At 68.9% G+C, this 15,668-nt stretch carries 11 protein-coding genes, 1 tRNA gene and 4 pseudogenes; 11 read left to right on the top strand and 5 right to left on the bottom strand.

The genetic code is table 11. The features are described 5' to 3' along the window. Positions 1-2: 2 nt before the first annotated feature. Complete coding sequence (locus ACZ592_RS12920) at positions 3-3,482, bottom strand: ThuA domain-containing protein (protein WP_471581915.1); 3,480 nt, start codon at positions 3,480-3,482, stop codon at positions 3-5. A gap of 637 nt (positions 3,483-4,119) precedes the next feature. Here ACZ592_RS12920 and ACZ592_RS12915 point away from each other — a divergent pair. The 6 genes and pseudogenes from ACZ592_RS12915 to ACZ592_RS12890 all read left to right on the top strand — a co-directional run. Then, on the top strand, positions 4,120-5,100 hold the full coding sequence (locus tag ACZ592_RS12915) for an alpha/beta fold hydrolase (RefSeq protein ID WP_471581570.1): 981 nt from the start codon (positions 4,120-4,122) through the stop codon (positions 5,098-5,100). Positions 5,101-5,191: 91 nt separating this feature from the next. Then, positions 5,192-5,572 (top strand): MmcQ/YjbR family DNA-binding protein, encoded by a 381-nt coding sequence (locus ACZ592_RS12910; RefSeq protein WP_471581569.1) that lies wholly within the window; start codon positions 5,192-5,194, stop codon positions 5,570-5,572. A gap of 55 nt (positions 5,573-5,627) precedes the next feature. Further along, complete coding sequence (locus ACZ592_RS12905; RefSeq protein WP_471581568.1) at positions 5,628-7,010, top strand: MFS transporter; 1,383 nt, start codon at positions 5,628-5,630, stop codon at positions 7,008-7,010. A gap of 218 nt (positions 7,011-7,228) precedes the next feature. Beyond that, a tRNA-Pro gene (locus tag ACZ592_RS12900) sits at positions 7,229-7,302 on the top strand. Between the two features lie 420 nt (positions 7,303-7,722). Beyond that, entirely contained in the window at positions 7,723-8,739 is a 1,017-nt protein-coding gene (locus ACZ592_RS12895) for an integrase core domain-containing protein (RefSeq protein ID WP_471581567.1), read from the top strand. Between the two features lie 23 nt (positions 8,740-8,762). After that, positions 8,763-9,581: pseudogene (locus tag ACZ592_RS12890) on the top strand (tyrosine-type recombinase/integrase); the annotation flags it as partial. Positions 9,582-9,656: 75 nt separating this feature from the next. On the opposite strand, the gene ACZ592_RS12885 reads toward ACZ592_RS12890, so the two are convergent. The 3 genes from ACZ592_RS12885 to ACZ592_RS12875 form a co-directional block, all read right to left on the bottom strand. Continuing rightward, entirely contained in the window at positions 9,657-10,205 is a 549-nt protein-coding gene (locus ACZ592_RS12885) for a hypothetical protein (RefSeq protein WP_471581566.1), read from the bottom strand. 542 nt (positions 10,206-10,747) lie between these two features. After that, complete coding sequence (locus ACZ592_RS12880; protein WP_471581565.1) at positions 10,748-11,218, bottom strand: NUDIX domain-containing protein; 471 nt, start codon at positions 11,216-11,218, stop codon at positions 10,748-10,750. A 2-nt stretch (positions 11,219-11,220) separates the two neighbouring features. Then, positions 11,221-11,940, bottom strand: coding sequence for an XRE family transcriptional regulator (locus ACZ592_RS12875; protein ID WP_471581914.1), 720 nt, complete (start codon positions 11,938-11,940; stop codon positions 11,221-11,223). 282 nt (positions 11,941-12,222) lie between these two features. Here ACZ592_RS12875 and ACZ592_RS12870 point away from each other — a divergent pair, with 282 nt between their 5' ends. The 5 genes and pseudogenes from ACZ592_RS12870 (at position 12,223) to ACZ592_RS12850 (ending at position 15,112) form a co-directional block, all read left to right on the top strand. Beyond that, a complete protein-coding gene (locus tag ACZ592_RS12870; RefSeq protein ID WP_471581564.1) occupies positions 12,223-12,465 on the top strand; it encodes a hypothetical protein in 243 nt (80 codons plus the stop codon). After that, positions 12,453-12,698, top strand: a complete 246-nt coding sequence (locus tag ACZ592_RS12865; protein WP_471581563.1) for a DUF7848 domain-containing protein — start codon at positions 12,453-12,455, stop codon at positions 12,696-12,698. Before ACZ592_RS12870 ends, ACZ592_RS12865 begins: the two co-directional genes overlap by 13 nt. 112 nt (positions 12,699-12,810) lie before the next feature. Continuing rightward, a pseudogene (locus ACZ592_RS12860) lies at positions 12,811-13,605 on the top strand (replication initiator); the annotation flags it as partial. Continuing rightward, positions 13,605-13,830 (top strand): annotated as a pseudogene (locus tag ACZ592_RS12855) (helix-turn-helix domain-containing protein). The pseudogenes ACZ592_RS12860 and ACZ592_RS12855, both read left to right, overlap by 1 nt. Continuing rightward, positions 13,830-15,112, top strand: a pseudogene (locus ACZ592_RS12850) (tyrosine-type recombinase/integrase). The pseudogenes ACZ592_RS12855 and ACZ592_RS12850 overlap by 1 nt, the downstream one beginning before the upstream one ends. Positions 15,113-15,212: 100 nt before the next feature. Here ACZ592_RS12850 and ACZ592_RS12845 read toward each other — a convergent pair. Further along, complete coding sequence (locus tag ACZ592_RS12845) at positions 15,213-15,668, bottom strand: DUF4240 domain-containing protein (RefSeq protein ID WP_471581562.1); 456 nt, start codon at positions 15,666-15,668, stop codon at positions 15,213-15,215.

Genomic DNA, 15,668 nt, shown 5'->3' with positions numbered 1-15,668 from the left:
CCTCACTTCGCCGTGAGCCGGACGGCGCCGGTCGTGGTGTCGCCCTTGTCGTCGGTCACCGTCAGACGCGCGGTGTACGTCCCCGCGCGCGTGTACGCGTGCTCGGCGGTCGGCCCCTCCGTGCCGCCGGACGGCTTGGAGTTGTCGCCGAAGTCCCAGCGGTAGGAGGCGGCGGTGCGGCCCGCGGGGAGCTTCACCTGGCTCGTGAACTTCACCGCGAGGGGTGGCGCCCCGCTGCTGGGGTCGGCGGCAGGCGACACCTTCGCGCCGGCGTTCTTCTCCACTCCGGGTCCGTTGAAGTGCAGCCAGTCGACGGTCAGCAGGTCGGGCTTGTCGGCGGACCACTGCGGGTTGGTGAAGACCGCGTAGAGCTTCGTCGTGCCGTCGTGGCGCGCGAGGCCGGTGGTCGGTGAGACGGCCTTGTCCCAGCCGCCGGTGTTCGGCACGGTCACCTTGCCGAGGAGCTTGCCCGTGGGCGAGCCGGCCCGGAACTCGACGGCGCCGCCGAGGCCGCCCGACGCGGCGCCCACGGTCACGGAGTCGACGCCCTTGAGGTGCACCGGGTCGAAGGAGATCCAGTCCTTGTCCTCGATCTCCGTGAGCCGTCTGCCGCCCGAGGCATCCGCGCGGTCGGCGGTGACGACCCCGTCGTGCGCGCCGCCGGTGGCGGTGCGGTGCTCGGCCTCGCGGAAGGAGGTCCGCAGCGTCAGGGAGGCGGAGCCGGTCAGCGCGGGCACGTCACCGGCGCCCTTGTCCTCGTACTGCGCGGTGATGCCGTAGTACAGGTTCTGGCCGGGGCCGTGGCTGTCCCCGGCGTCCGTCACGATCTCGCCCGCGCAACCGGTGTAGTTGTCCAGCGGGTGCAGATGCGTGTCGTGCCCCAGCTGCGACTGGACGACGACCCGCCCGCAGTCGATCGGCCCGTCCTCCCGGTCCGTCACCTCGACCTGGAACGGGATGGTGTCGCCGAAGCTGAACGTCCCGCCGTTCGGCGGCTGTTGGATGCTCACCTGGGGCCGCGTGTTGCCGACGGTGATGTCCCGCACGGCGAGCCCGCTCAGCTCCTTGGGCCCCGTCACCTTCAGACGGGCGGTGAACTGTCCCTTCGCGGTGTACGTGTGCGTCGGGTTCGCCTCGGTCGAGTCGGTCTTCCCGTCGCCGTCGAAGTCCCAGGCGTAGGTGACGGGGGTGCCGCCGGGCAGCCCGGACCCCTCGCTGGAGAACTTCACGGTCAGCGGAGTGGTGCCGTTGTCCGGGGTCGCCGTGATCCGGGCGTCCGGGAGCCGGCCGTCCGCGACGTAGTCGATGCGGTAGATGCCCGCCCCTTCGTTGCTGCCGCCGCGGCCCGTGCCGCTGCCGAGCCCGAAGTCGATGACGTACAGCGCTCCGTCCGGACCGAAGTCGGCATCGAAGGGCTGGTTCCACTTCATGTCGGAGAACGCGGAGTTGATGGACTGCAGATCGCCCGCCTTCGCCGGCGGGAAGCGCGGGTCGGTGAATTCCTGGTCCTTCTCCTGCATCGAGAAGGTCTTGAACCACTGCCGGGTCAGTTCATACGTGAGCCACTTCCCCTCGAAGTACTCGGGGAACTTCGTCCGGTACGGGTTCGCGGCGTCGTAGTCGTAGACCGGACCGCTCATCGGGCCGCCGCCGCCCGTGCCGAGTTCGGGGAACTCCTTCGACGCGGAATACGCGTACCAGACGGTCGCGGCCCGGGCCGGCGGCAGGTCCCGCAGGCCGGTGTTGTTCGGCGAGTCATTGACGATCTTCGCGCAGTCGAACTTCGCCTTCGACGTCTTCGTCGCGAAGTCGTAGTCGTTGAACGGGGTGTTGTCGCCGATGCAGTAGGGCCAGCCGAAATTGCCGGCCTTGGTGATCCGGTCGAACTCGACGGTGCCCTCGGGGCCCCGGTCCGCCACCGCGTTCCGCGCGTCGGGACCGTAGTCGGCGACCAGCAGCGCGCCGCTGATCGGGTCCGTGGTGATCCGGAAGGGGTTGCGCAGACCCATCGCGTAGACCTCGGCGCGCGTCTTGTCCGTACCGGCAGGGAAGAGGTTCCCCTCGGGCACGGAGTACGTACCGTCGTCCTTCGGCGTGATCCGCAGCACCTTTCCGCGCAGGTCGTTCGTATTGCCCGCGGTGCCCTGGGCGTCCCAGGCGCGGCGGCCCTCGCGCTCGTCGACCGGCGCGAAACCGTCCGACGCGAAAGGATCGGTGTTGTCGCCCGTCGCGACGTACAGATCACCCTTCTTGTCGAAGGCGATCGAACCCGCCATGTGCGAATTGGCCCGGCCCTCGCCGCGCCACGTCGGAATCGTCAGGAGCCGCTTCTCCGAGGACGCCTGGACCTTTCCGCCCGCCTCGGTGAAACGGGACAGGTTGATGCGTTTCTCCGTCTTGTCGGAGTGCAGCAGATAGAGCCAGTGGTTCGCCGCGAACTTCGGGTCGAGCGCGAGGCCGAGCAGTCCGTCGGACTGGCTCGTCATGTCCGGCGTGTACGCGAGGTCGAGCGCCGTGGAGACCTTCAACGTCTCCTGGTCGATGATCTTCAGCTTGCCGGTGCGCTGGACGAAGAAGACCCGGCGGTCCGGCGCCACGGCCAGCTCGAAGGGGTCGGCGAGGTCGTCGGTCGCCAGCGGCGTGCGCTGGAAGCTGCCGGTCCTGGTGGCCGTGCAGTCGCCCGGCTTGTCACCCGCGGCCCACTGGATGCCGCCGAGGATGTGCTGGAGGAAGCCCTCCTCCTGGAAGGACGCCTTGGCGTGCCCGCCCGCCGTGTACCAGGAGCGGCCGCCGTCGTAGTTCTGGCACCAGGACCACGGGTGGTCGACGCCCTCGTCGAGCCCCGAGACACCGTCGCGCACCTTGATCTGGGCGAGGGTGTGCACCTTTCCCGTGGGATTGGTGCGCCAGTTGTACCACTCCTCCTCGCGCTCCCAGAGCTCAGGAAGCCCCTTCGTGGAGGGGTGTGCGTGGTCGAGCACCTTGACGCGGCCCTTCTGGACCTCCGGGTGCTTGTCGAAGATCGCGCCGACCAGGCCCTCGTACCAGTCCCAGTCACGCTCGCTCGCCGACGCGGCGTGCAGCCCGACCCAGCCGCCGCCCGCCCGGACGTACCTCTGGAAGGCCGCGCGCTGTGCGGCGTCGAGCAGATCGCCCTTCTCGGGCGTGGAGTTGGTGTTGTTGAAGACGACGGCCTGGAAGCGGCCGAGCCTGGCGTCGGTGAACGCCGTGGCGTCGTCGGTGGCCTCGACCTCGAAGCCGTGCTCGTCGCCGAGCTTCTCGATCGCTTCGACGCCGGCCTGGATCGAGTCGTGGGCGTAGTTGGTGACCTTGGAGAAGACCAGGACACGGAAGGCGGGCGCCGCCGCGGCGCGGGGCGGTGCGGCGAGACCGAGACCCACGACGAGGGCGAGCAGGGCGACGAGGACGAGCAGGGCTCTCGGTGCGCCTCTCGGCGCTCTCTTCGGAGCCGCGGAACTCATGGAACTCATGGCGCTCCCTGGGCTGGCTTGGCTGGTGGCCGGCTGCCGGTCGCCGGGTGTGCGGTGAGTTGCGTGTGCGCTGAGTCGTGTGCGCTGACTTGCCTGTGCGGGCAAGCGCCACTTAGAAAGCGCTTTCACGGCGCGGGACTCAGGGTAGGTTCCGGTTCCGCGAAGGGTCAATGGGTCGGAAGGGGCGGGCGCGGAAGCGGAGTTGAGGGGTGCCCTCGCGTGAGGGGCCGTCCGGCCCGGGGCGGTGCCGGTCCGTGCACGTCGGAGCGGATGCGCCCGCGCGGGTGTCTACTCACCCCTGTCGCCGTCGCTCAGCCCCAAGGTTTCGCAGGCGCCGCGCCGGCCTTCGGATCCCCTCCGCCCGCGCCGGGTTCGGTCCGCCCGTGCCGGAGCCGCCCCGCCGGTGTCGCAGTCGCCCCGCCGCTTCGGATTCACCCGTCCGTGCCGGAGTCGCTGCGCCTGCGTCGGATGCGCCCACTCGTGCCCGAGCAGCTCCGCGAGGTCGGTGCCGATGGGCCGTACGGGTGCCGGGGGTCCGTGCGGGACGAGATCGGTCCGCATGAGGTTCCTCATGCGGGGGAGGCTGCCCCGAAGACCATCAGCCCCACTCACCAGGGAGCCCGCCGCGATGCCCGACCGAGCCGATGACACCACCGCCGCCGCCCCCGCGTACACCGCGGGGCTGCTCAACGCGGCGGACGGCGTGCCCGTCGCCACGTACACCTGGCTGCCGGCCGACGGCAGGCCGCGCGCGTACGTGCAGATCGCCCACGGAGCCGCCGAACACGGTCTGCGCTACGACCGCTTCGCCCGCCACCTGACCGCCAACGGCTACGGCGTCGTCGCCTCCGACCACCGCGGCCACGGCGCCACCGCGCAGGCCACGGGCGGCTACGGCATCACCTCGGAGACGGCGGGCCCGGACGACGCCGACACCTGGCGGGCGATCGTCGACGACCTCAAGGCCATCGGCGACCAGGTGCGCACGCTGCACCCCGGCACGCCGTTCTTCCTCCTGGGGCACAGCCTCGGCTCGCTGCTCGCGCGGGACTACGCGCAGGAGTACGCCGACTCGCTCGCCGGCGTGATCCTCTCGGGCACGTTCCGCTCGCTGCCCGGCGCCGACATCGAGGGATCGATCGCCCGCCTGGAGCGTGAGGTCACCGAACACGGCCGCGCCGCACCCTCCTCGTTCATCCCCGACCTCTTCGCCTCCTTCAACGACCCGTTCGACCACCGCACGGGCTTCGAGTGGCTCTCGCGGGACGAGGCCGAGGTCGACGCGTACGTCGCCGACGAACGCTGCGGTTTCCCCTTCGCCGCCGGGCTCTGCCTGGACTGGGTGCGCGCCGTGCGGAAGATCAACGACCCGCGCAACATCGCGCGGATCCCCGCCGACCTGCCGGTCCATGTCGCCGTCGGCGAGCAGGACCCCTGCAACCAGCGGATGACCCTGGTCCACGAACTCCTGGAGGACTTCCGCTACGCGGGCCTTGAGGACCTGACGTGGCGGGGCTACCCGGGCGCCCGCCACGAGATCCTCAACGAGACCCACCGCGACGAGGTCCAGGCGGACCTGACGGCGTGGCTGGACGAGCGGGTGCTGTGAGGCGTGTGCCGTGAGTCCGCCGAGAGCGGACCACGCGGGCGGCCGGGCCGTCGGCGGGTGACTGTCAGTGGTGTTGGCTACGGTTCATGGCATGCCGAAGTCCAGATCCCGTGCCCGCGTCACCTCAGACGACGTGCGCCGCATCGCCCTCGCCCTGCCGGAGACGGTGGAGAAGATCGCGTGGAGCATGCCCACGTTCCGTGTGGCCGGAAAGATGTTCGTGACGGTTCCCGACGACGAGACGTCCTTCGCCGTGCGCTGTCCGAAGGTCGAGCGCGACGAACTGGTGCTCGCCGAGCCGGACAAGTTCTGGGTCGCCGCCCACGAGGCGGGCTCCGCCTGGGTGCGGGTGCGCCTCGCGGCCCTGGACGCCGAAGAGCTGACGGACATCCTGGCCGACTCCTGGCGGCAGGCCGCGCCACCCCGACTCCTTGAGGAACACCCCGAGTTGGGCCTCACCGGCTCCGAGTGACGGCGTATTCGTCCACGGACCGAATGGACAGAGAGCGCTGTCTGCGCCCCGTGGCATGATCCCACCACTGCTGCAGGGGAGGGGTGGGGTCGGCGTGCCGTCAGGGTCGGGGACAAAGACACGGCGAGAGGGCGGGCGGGGTGGTGGCCGGGGCGGCCCGACCATCTGGTCGCGGGACTTCGGGCTGTTCTTCGCGGCCCGTGCCGTGGCCAAACTGGGCGACACGATGCTGCCGGTCGCGCTGGCCGCAGGGCTGCTGCGGCACGGGTACGGAGCCGGGGCCGTCGGCCTCGCGATGGCTGCCACGACCGTCTGTTTCGCCGGGCTGGTGATCTTCGGCGGAGTCTTCGCGGACCGGTTCAGCACCCGGCTGCTGATGATCGGCGCCGACCTCGTCCGGCTCGGCACGCAGTCGCTCGCGGCCGCGTTCTTCTTCACCGGCCATGTCGTCCTCTGGCAGATCTGCGCGATAGGCGCGGTCAACGGCGCGGCGGCCGCCCTCTTCCAGCCCGGCGTGGCCAGCACGGTCCCGCGCCTCGCCGCCGACGTGCAGAAGGCCAACGGCGCGATCCGCGTCGCCGAGTCGACCGCGTCGCTGGCGGGTCCCGCCGCCGCCGGTGTCCTGGTCGGCCTTTTCTCGCCCGGAGCGGTCTTCGCCGCGCACGCGGGCACGTACGGACTCAGCGCCCTGTGTCTCCTCCTGCTCCGGCTGCCGCCCGCACGCCCCGGCTCGCAGCCGGACAGCAACGGCTTCCGGGCCGACCTGGTCCAGGGCTGGCGCGAGTTCAGGTCCCGCACGTGGCTGTGGGGCGTCATAGCCGTCTTCAGCGTGCTGATGATCATGACTACGGGCCCCGCGGTGCCGCTGGTGGCGACGCTCGTGGTCCAGGAACACGGCTCGGGCTCGTACGGCCTGGTGAACTCGGCCCTCGGCGCGGGGACCGTCCTCGGCGGCCTGCTCGCGCTGCGGCTGCGCCCCCGCCGCATGCTGCGGGCCGGCACGATCGCCCTGGTCGCCTACAGTGCCTTCCCCACGGCCGTCGGCGCCCAGCTGAGCGTCCCGCTGATGGCGGCGGGCGCGGCCGTCGCGGGCGCGGGACTCTCCTTCTGGGGTGTGATGTGGGCGACAAGCGTCCAGACGCAGGTCCCGCCCGACGTCCTCAATCGCATCCACGCCTACGACGTCGCGGGGTCGCTCGCCATGCTGCCGGTCGGCCAGGCCCTCGCGGGCCCCGCCGCCGGCGCCTTCGGCGCCGAGACCGTGCTGATCACGGGGGGCGTGATGACGCTCGTGGTCTGCGTCGCCCTCTTCTCCGTACCCGCGATCCGTGGCCTGGTCAGGGCGGACGGGCCCGCGCCGGTAGGCCCCGGCGGACCGGCGCTCCCCCGCCAGGCCGAGGCCCAGGCCACTCTCACGCCGGACGGCGGTCCCTCGTGATCGATCCCCGCGGTCGCCGTACGGGGTGATCCGGGTCACACGACTGCCGGACCGGCGGGGCCTTGGACGGCACCGCCACGGGGTGGCCCCGCTCGTCCGCGGCCGTGCGCGATGCCGGGGCCGCCCCGGCCCCGGAAAGGGGTGAGCGATCACCGGCCCGAGTGCGGTATTGTTTCGGTGCACGTTCGGCCGGGGGAAACCCCAGGTCACACGGGCAACGGGACGTGGCGCAGCTTGGTAGCGCACTTGACTGGGGGTCAAGGGGTCGCAGGTTCAAATCCTGTCGTCCCGACTAGTTCGAACTATCGAACGTCGCAGGTGAAGGGCCGTTTTCGAACGGCCCTTTTTCTGTTGCTCCCACGCTCCCAGGTGGGAGCAGGGAGTGGGAGCACGCTCCCACGCGACCCCATACCTGTTTGCTCCCACTCGGGCGGCTGCGCACATATTCGGTTTCTTGCGCGCACGTTCACATCGGTGTCCGGTTTGTTACCTGCGGCTTCCCGTCGATCGGGTGGCTTCTGAGGTATGTACTTGCGCTCTAGCCGCTGGTCACCCGTGCTCCCAGTGGGAGTGGGGTCGGGAGCGGCGGCCCCATATCCGGAGGCCGGGATATGGGGCCATGCGAATTCTTGACCTGTGCCGTTCGGAAACTCAGCACTGCTGCTTGGAGTGGGTCTGGCGAGCCCCGACAGCTTGCTGGAAACCTGTCCGGGTGATCGTCTCATTGGTGTATCAGGTGGCCCGGAAGCTGCTCGCGGTCCCGGCGGCGCTGCTGCGCCGGGACGCCGTCAGGGACGCGGAGCTGCTTGTGCTGCGCCACGAGAACGCGGTGCTTCGCAGGCAGGTCTCGGGTCCGGTGCGGTACGAGCCGGCAGATCGCCTGTGGTTCGCGGCGCTGTCCTCCCTGACTCCCCGGTGCCGGTGGGCGCAGGTGTTCCCGGTGACGCCCGCGACGCTCCTGGCGTGGCACCGCAGACTGATCGCGCGCAAGTGGGACTACACCAGGCGCCGAAGGCGGCCCGGGAGGCCGTCGACTGCGAGTGCGGTGAAGACTCTGGTGCTGCGGCTCGCCCGCGAGAACCCGGGGTGGGGCTGTCGTCGGATCCAAGGCGAACTTGTCCGGCTCGGACACCCGGTCGGCTCGACGACGGTCTGGGAGATCCTTACCGCAGCGGGCTTCGATCCAGCCCCATGGCGGGTCGGGCCGACGTGGCGCGAGTTCCTGAGCGCGCAAGCCGAAGGCATCATCGCCCGCGACTTCGTCCACATCGACCTGGTCCACCTACGCCGCGTGTACGCGCTGGTATTCCTCGAACACGGCGCGCGTCGGCTCCGCATCGCAGGAGTGACTGCCCATCCCACCGGGCCGTGGACGGTAGAGCAGGCGAGAAACCTCGCCGTCGAATTGGGCGTGCGGGTCGACTCGCTGCGGTTCCTGCTCCGCGACCGGGACGCAAAGTACACCGGATCCTTCGACGCGGTCTTCGCGGCCGACGGGATCGGCGTCGTGAGGACCGCGCCGCGGGTCCCTCGGATGAACGCTCACTGCGAGCGGGTCATTGGAACCCTGCGGCGCGAGGTCCTCGACCACTCGTTGATCTGGAACGAGTCCCATACCAGGCAGGTCCTCGAGGCCTATGCCCGGCACTACAACCGTCATCGCCCGCACAGGCTCGGGGACAACTCCCGCCCCTCGCCCAAGAGCACCCGGCGTCTGGGACCAACCTGACCACTCACCGCCTCCTCCGCCGCCGGCGACTTTCGCCCCTGACCCTCGCCTACGTCCACTCCGTGCTCAAGTCCGCCCTGGAGCACGCGGTGCGCGAGGAGGAGATCCCGCGCAACGTCGCCCGCAACGTCCGCATGGGCACTCCACGCCCACGCCGCTTCGAACCCCTCACCGCCGAAGAAGCCCGCGTGTTCCTCGCCGCCACCCACGAGCACCGGCTGAGCGCGCTGTTCGAACTCGCCCTGCGCACCGGACTCCGCAAGGGCGAACTCCTCGGCCTGCGCTGGGAAGACCTCGACCTGGCCGGCGGACCCGCCAGCATCCGCCGCACCCTCCAACGCACCAACAGCGGCGGCCTGACCGCCCTGCCCACGAAGACCCAGAGCTCGGAACGGCGCATAGCGCTGCCCACCGAGTGCCTGCACTCCCTCGAACAGCACCGTGACCGGCAGCGCCAGGAACGCGAAGCGGCCGGTACGGGCTGGAAGGCGAGCGGCTACGTCTTCACCCGGCCCGACGGCAACCCGATCGAGGGCGCCACCCTCACCCGGCATTTCACCACCCTGCTCCGCAAAGCCAGGCTCCGCCGCATCCGCTTCCACGATCTCCGGCACTCGACGGCCACCCTCCTCCTCGAACAGGGCGTCGAACTCGTTGTCATCAAGGAGCTGTTGGGCCACGCCCACATCGGGGTGACCGCGACGGTGTATGCCCACGTCCGGCTGCGTCTCCAGCGCGGGGCCATCGACCTCCTCGGTAACGCCCTCTGCAACCCCGCCCAGCCCGCTGCGCAGCCCGACGACGGCGACGAACCACCGCTTTGTGCAGCACCCGTCCGCTGACGCTGCCGTCAACTACTGCCGTCAGACGCCACAGTGGCCCCACCGGAAGATATCCGGTGGGGCCACTGCTATTTCCTAGAGGCGCTCGAACGTTTCTACCTTGGTGCGATATCCAGAACGCTCTCGTGAATCTGCAAAAATCTCCACAATGAAATCAGGAAGAGCATTATGAGCGAGATTTCCGTCGCTCCCCCGACTACCTGGTTCTGCCTGCCAGTCCAGCAGATGCACAACAACCGCATACTGGCCATTGTCGAGATCGATTCCAGCGGTTTCGGCTCCCGAGTAGTTCCCGACTCCTTCAAGACCGCCGAGCTCAAGCTCGCCATCAGAAATGATTAGGTAGGGCTCCGACGAAACGAGCAAATACTCCATCTCTCTCTCGCTCAGCTGCCCTGGAGACTCCACACCTCGCACTGTCGCCTGAAAAGCTCCGCTTCCACCGATGTTGAGGGGAACGAAGGCACCATCGGCGATCTGGCGTGAGAGGGCGGAGTCTTCAGCAACTTCGTCCTCCCACTGATCCAGCTCGCTGACGTGCGCGAAGACACTTGTGCGCCAGATGCCGAACATGCCGGCATCGGTCGATACAGTGCGGGAGACGTTCAGGTCTCGCAACTGCATGGCCCTACCTCACCTAACATCGTCTGACTGTGATCGTGATGCTACACACCAGATCACCTGGCTGTAGACCCTGCCTCTTCAGCTGGCCGGAAATCTGGGAGCCCAAGCTTCGGTTGACGGAACTGTCGAGTGGCCACATATTACTGACGTCGTCAGCCCCGCCAAGCTGGAGATCAATCTTGTGGTCGATATCAGTTCCTGGCGCCGTATTCTTTCCAGCTCGACGCCAAACATCCGCAGCGCTTCCGGAGCGGTTGACCTTGGTGACAACGAGTTGCGGTGCGTCATTCAAAGCCGCGACCTTGGCATCCGCCGCGGCAATCTGCTCCGGCGTCCAATCCGGCTTATAGGTCAGCTCAAGATTCGCCCCATTGCAGTTATGAACCAGCACCGGCGTCGACCCGGCCAGCACATAGTACGTGTGCTGCGCGAAGCCTTCGACCTGCTTTTTCGCAGGTCAAGTGCAGTTTGCTGGTCCGGTGACGTGCGCGGGCGTCCGTGGTTGTGCGAGGTTGTTGCCGTCGCTACTGCCGTCAGACGGTTCAGCCCAGGTACGGCTTCTCGCGCTGTTCCAGGAAGTGCTGGAGCCTGAGTCGTTGGGTGTGGTGCATCGGCAATTGCTCGATCTCTTCCGGCGGCACGAACCGGAGTTCGGTGGACTCGTCGGAGATCTCCAGTCGGCCGCTGGTGATGCGGGCGGTGAAGCAGACGTTGAACTGGCGGCGGACCTCGCCGTCGGTGTAGGCGATGATGTGTTTCGGGTCGGTGTAGGTGCCGACCAGGCCGGTGATCTCTACGTCGAGGCCGGTCTCTTCCTTGACTTCACGGACGGCCGTGCCTGGCAGGGAATCGGTGAGGTCCATTCCTCCGCCGGGCAGGGCCCACAGGTCGTTGTCGCGGCGGCGCTGAAGGAGGATGCGCCCGTGGTCGTCGGTGACGACGGCGGATGCGGCGACGACCATGCTGTTCGGCTTGGGCGCGTTCGGGTCGTCGTAGTACTCGGTGCGGGCCACGGTCAGCCTTCCTCTCGTACGGGGGTTGCCGTCGCCCACACCGCGGCGAAGCTCTCGGCGTAGGTGTCGAACATGCCGCCTGTCTCGTGTCGGCGAAGATGCCATACGGGGGCGGCGTAGGCGTTGACGCCCCAGACGTGCGCGTTGACGAGTTGCTGGTCGTCGGCGCGGTAGAGGGAGTTGTAGAGCGTGGTGGCGTGGGTGCGGACTTCGATGCCGGGTGTGGCGGCGAGCGGCTTGTGGTGCATGAGCGCGAGGCGGCAGCGGGATTCGATGCCGTGGCCGAACCGCTCCTCCTGGCCGCGGGCTTGGACGTTGTCGCTGTCGGCGTCCCCGATCGCGATGCGGACGGTGCAGCCTTCGGCGGCGCGCTCGGTGAGGAGTTCGTTCAGCCGCGGGTACACCTCGTGGAGGAAGACAGCCGCGTAGACGAGGATGTCGATCCGTTCCCGGGCCTGGGCCATCAGGTCGGTGAACGTCGAGACGGGGATGTCGGCCCGCTGTTCGTAGAGCGCGACCAGTTCGGGGCTGATGGCGCGGGCGGGGCGGGCCTGGCGGAGCGCCGGCCAGAGTGCGTGCACGTCTTCTCCCAGGGCCTTGGCCGCCTGGAGGGCGGTGGCACGACGTGGGATACGCCCGAGGTTCACCCAGCGCTCGACCGACTTGGGGTCGACCTCGACCTGCTGAGCGAGTGCGGCGTACGTCCAGCCTCCCGCCGCCATGACGGCTCGCAGTCTCTCGTTCGGCACGAGTCTCCCCCTTCGTCTCAGGACGGCACTAGGGACGTTCTGCACGGTGCGGGACGTCCCGAAGTGGGGTTTGGTGGAGGTTCCTTCGTCCCGGTGACCGGCGTGAGGATCGGTGCCGACCCTGCGGCACCAACAGGACCAGGGGCACGCATCGACGCCGCCGAGGAGCATCACCGTGCGAATGAGTGCCACCCCACGTGTTCCCGCCCTGCGACTGGACGCCCGGTCGCGTGCCGCCTCGCCGGGGTGGTCACGATGACGGCTCCCACCCCTACTGCCGACGGGCATAGCGTCTCGCCCGATGCCGGCGCCCTGGTGGTCGACCGGCGGAACGGCAGGGTGGGCGTGGTGATGGGGCATGTGGGGATGTACGTGCAGCTTCGGCCACCGTGCGGCGGCCGGGAGTGGGACGTGCCGCCCGAGGACGTACGTACGCCGACTCCGTCGGAGGAGCTGAGTGCGAAGGTGGCCGTGGCCAACCGGAGGTGGGGACGGTGACCCCTCGCTCGGTCCTGCGCTACGAGATCTGGACGCTTCAGCCCGACCGCGAGCCGGACGCGGAGCCGGTCCTGTGTGCGATGCAGTGCGCCGTGGACGGAGAGACCTCACCGGCAAGCGAGGACTTCGCCGAACCGCAGGACTGGGTGCTGCGGCACTGCGGTCAGAACCCGTCCCACCACACCTACCGGGAGATCATCACCCGCCCCTGGCGGACCTGGCGCCAGACGTGACCCGCCTCGCTCGCCCCGGCGCCGCAGCGCGCTGACCCATCTGACTCCCGTCCCTGCCGGGCGCAGCCGATCGAGCACCGGCATCAGCCCCGTTATCTCCATCGTCACGGCCCCCGAGTACCAGAAGCGCGGACTGGTCCACTTCCACGCCGTGATCCGACTCGACGGCCCCGACGGCAGCACCCAACCCCCACCCCCGTACGCCACCGTCGACGTGCTCACCGATGCCATCCGGGCCGCCGCACCTCGCGCCCGCATCTCCGTTACCTCGGATGCGGTCGGGGAGCGCGAACTCGGCTGGGGCCAGCAGCTCGACGTACGCTAGATCGCCGCTTTCGGCACCGATGCCGAACTCAACGACCAGGCCGTGGCCGCCTACGTGGCGAAGTACGCCACCAAGTCCGCCGACGCCTCCGGCACCCTCGACCGCTCCCTGTACTGCCGCCCCTGCCAGGGCCGCGGCGCCACCCTTCTACCCCACGGAACCCCGCTCCCCTGCACCGCCTGCGACGGCACCGGACAGGCCCGACCCCTGCCCCGCCTCGCCGTCGCCCGCCACCTGCGGCAGATGATCCGCACCTGCTGGGAACTGGGCCGCCTGCCGGAGTTCGCCGACCTCAAGCTCTGGAAGTGGGCGCACATGCTCGGCTTCCGAGGCCACTTCTCCACCAAGTCCCGCAGCTACTCCACCACCCTCGGCGCACTGCGCGATGCCCGCCGCACCTGGCGCACCGAACAAGCCCGCACCCACGCCGGCCTGCCCGAGCACAACCCGACGACCACTCTTGTCGTCGGCCATTGGGACTACCTCGGCTCGGGCTACAGCCCCGGTGCGGCCCTCCTCGCGGCCCATGTCTGGCACCGCAGGGATCTGGAACGGCAGTTCGTGGCCGAAGGAGGCTGCTGATGGCCTCGCCTCCGCTCGCTGTTCCCCCTGCGGAGGCGGCACCGGCACTTGACCTGCTCACGGTGCCCCAGGTGATGGCCCGCCTCCAGCTCGGCCGCTCCGCCGTCTACGACCTCGTCCGCTCTGGACAAACTCGCCTCGATCACCCTCGGCCGCGCCCGCCGCATTCCCGCCCACGCCCTCATCGACTTCATCCGCACCCGCCTCGAACAGGACGCCGCCTGATGACCACATCGCGCCCTACCTCGTCCCGCCGCAGTCGCTCCCGCGCCAACGGCGACGGAACCATCTACCAGCGCAAGGATGGCCGTTGGGAGGCCGCCGGATATGTCCTCGCGCCCGGCAACATCCGCAAGCGCGTCCGCGTCTACGGCACCACCCGCAAAGGCGCGATGACCAAGCTCACCGAGAAGATCGCCGCCAGCAACCGCGGCCTCCCCGTCGCGGCAGCCGACAGCACCGTGAGCGCCTACCTCGCGTACTGGCTGGACGGCGTCGCCGTCCACCATCTGAGGGAGAACACCCACACCCGCTACGGCGCCTCCATCCGCCTCCACCTCAACCCCGGCCTCGGCGCGAAGAAGCTTGCCCGGCTCACCACCCGCGACGTCCGCACCTTCCTCGACGGGCTCCGCACCACCTGCCAGTGCTTCACCCAGAACCGAGACGCTGTCCGGCGATCCTGCTGCGCTATCGGCCAGTGCTGCGACAAGCGCCTGTCACCGCTGACCGTGACGTACGTCCACGCGGTCCTCAAGTCCGCCCTGGAACACGGCGTCCGCGAGGACGAACTGCCGCGCAACGTCGCCCGCAACGTCAAGACCACCACGCCCCGCCCCAGACGCTTCCAGCCCCTCACCGCCGCCGAAGCCCGGCAGTTCCTCCAGTCGGCCGCCGGTGATCGTCTGCACGCGCTGTACGAACTCGCCCTGCGCACCGGACTCCGAAAGGGCGAACTCCTCGGCCTCCACTGGGAAGACCTCGACCTCGACAGCGGGACCGCAACCATCCACCGCTCCCTCCAGCGCACCCGCAGCCAGGGCCTGACCGTCCTGCACACCAAGACCCTCGCCTCCGAACGCCGCATCGCCCTCCCCACCAAGTGCATCAACTCCCTCAAGATCCACCAGGAACGACAGCAGGAAGAACACCAGGTGGCCGGAACGGGCTGGACGAACAACGGGCTCGTCTTCACCACCCCGAAGGGCAAGCCACTCGACCCCACCAACCTCACCCGCCGCTTCTGCCGCCTCCTCCCAAGGCCGAGCTCCGGACGATCCGCTTCCACGACCTCCGCCACTCGACCGCCACCCTGCTCCTGGAACAAGGCGTCGACCTCGTCGTCATCAAGGAACTCCTCGGCCACGCCCACATCGGCGTCACCGCCGGCGTCTACGCCCACGTCCGACTCCGCCTCCAACGCCAAGCCATCGACACCCTCGGCAACGCCCTTGGCCAGGGCGACGATGACCCCGACGACCCACCCACCGCAGCCGTCGTCCGCTGACGCTGCCGTCAGCGTTGCCGTCAAAAAGCCCTGAAGGCCCGCCGGAACCATTCCGGCGGGCCTTCAGTACGTCCTCAGGTAAATCAAATCCCGTCAGGGATCAGTCTGCCCATCCCTGAATGTTCGACCTCGACTCGATCGAGAAATAGCTCTCGACGTTCATCCTGGAGGCGGTCTTCCTTTCGTATTGCTCCGACGCGAGGTAGAGCAACCCCTCAGCCTCCTGAGCAAACGGAGCAACGAATCGATCGAATCCCAGACCAGAACTCCGGACTTCGTCGTACGCTCGCTCTCCTGCCAAGATGCACGCGCATCGCGCGTAAAGGAAGTGGTCGCTCGTCTGCGGGAGTTCCAAACCGTTGGCAAGCGTCACTGGCACCTCTGCTAGATCCCTCCTGTCGATCTGATAAAGCGACTCCCGAAGTCGCTCAACAAATCGAGTCAAGGAATCGGGCGTCATCGCGCTGAGCTGGCCAGAGATCCGCTCCAGGGCAGAGTTGATCTCGCTCTCATCCTGGACGGAGATTGAGCCGATGACCTTCCAGAAATCAGTCAC

This window comes from Streptomyces sp. NPDC040622 (assembly GCF_055593965.1).
The sequence above is the reverse complement of the archived record's forward strand: the minus strand, read 5'-3'. Positions and strand labels throughout refer to the sequence as shown.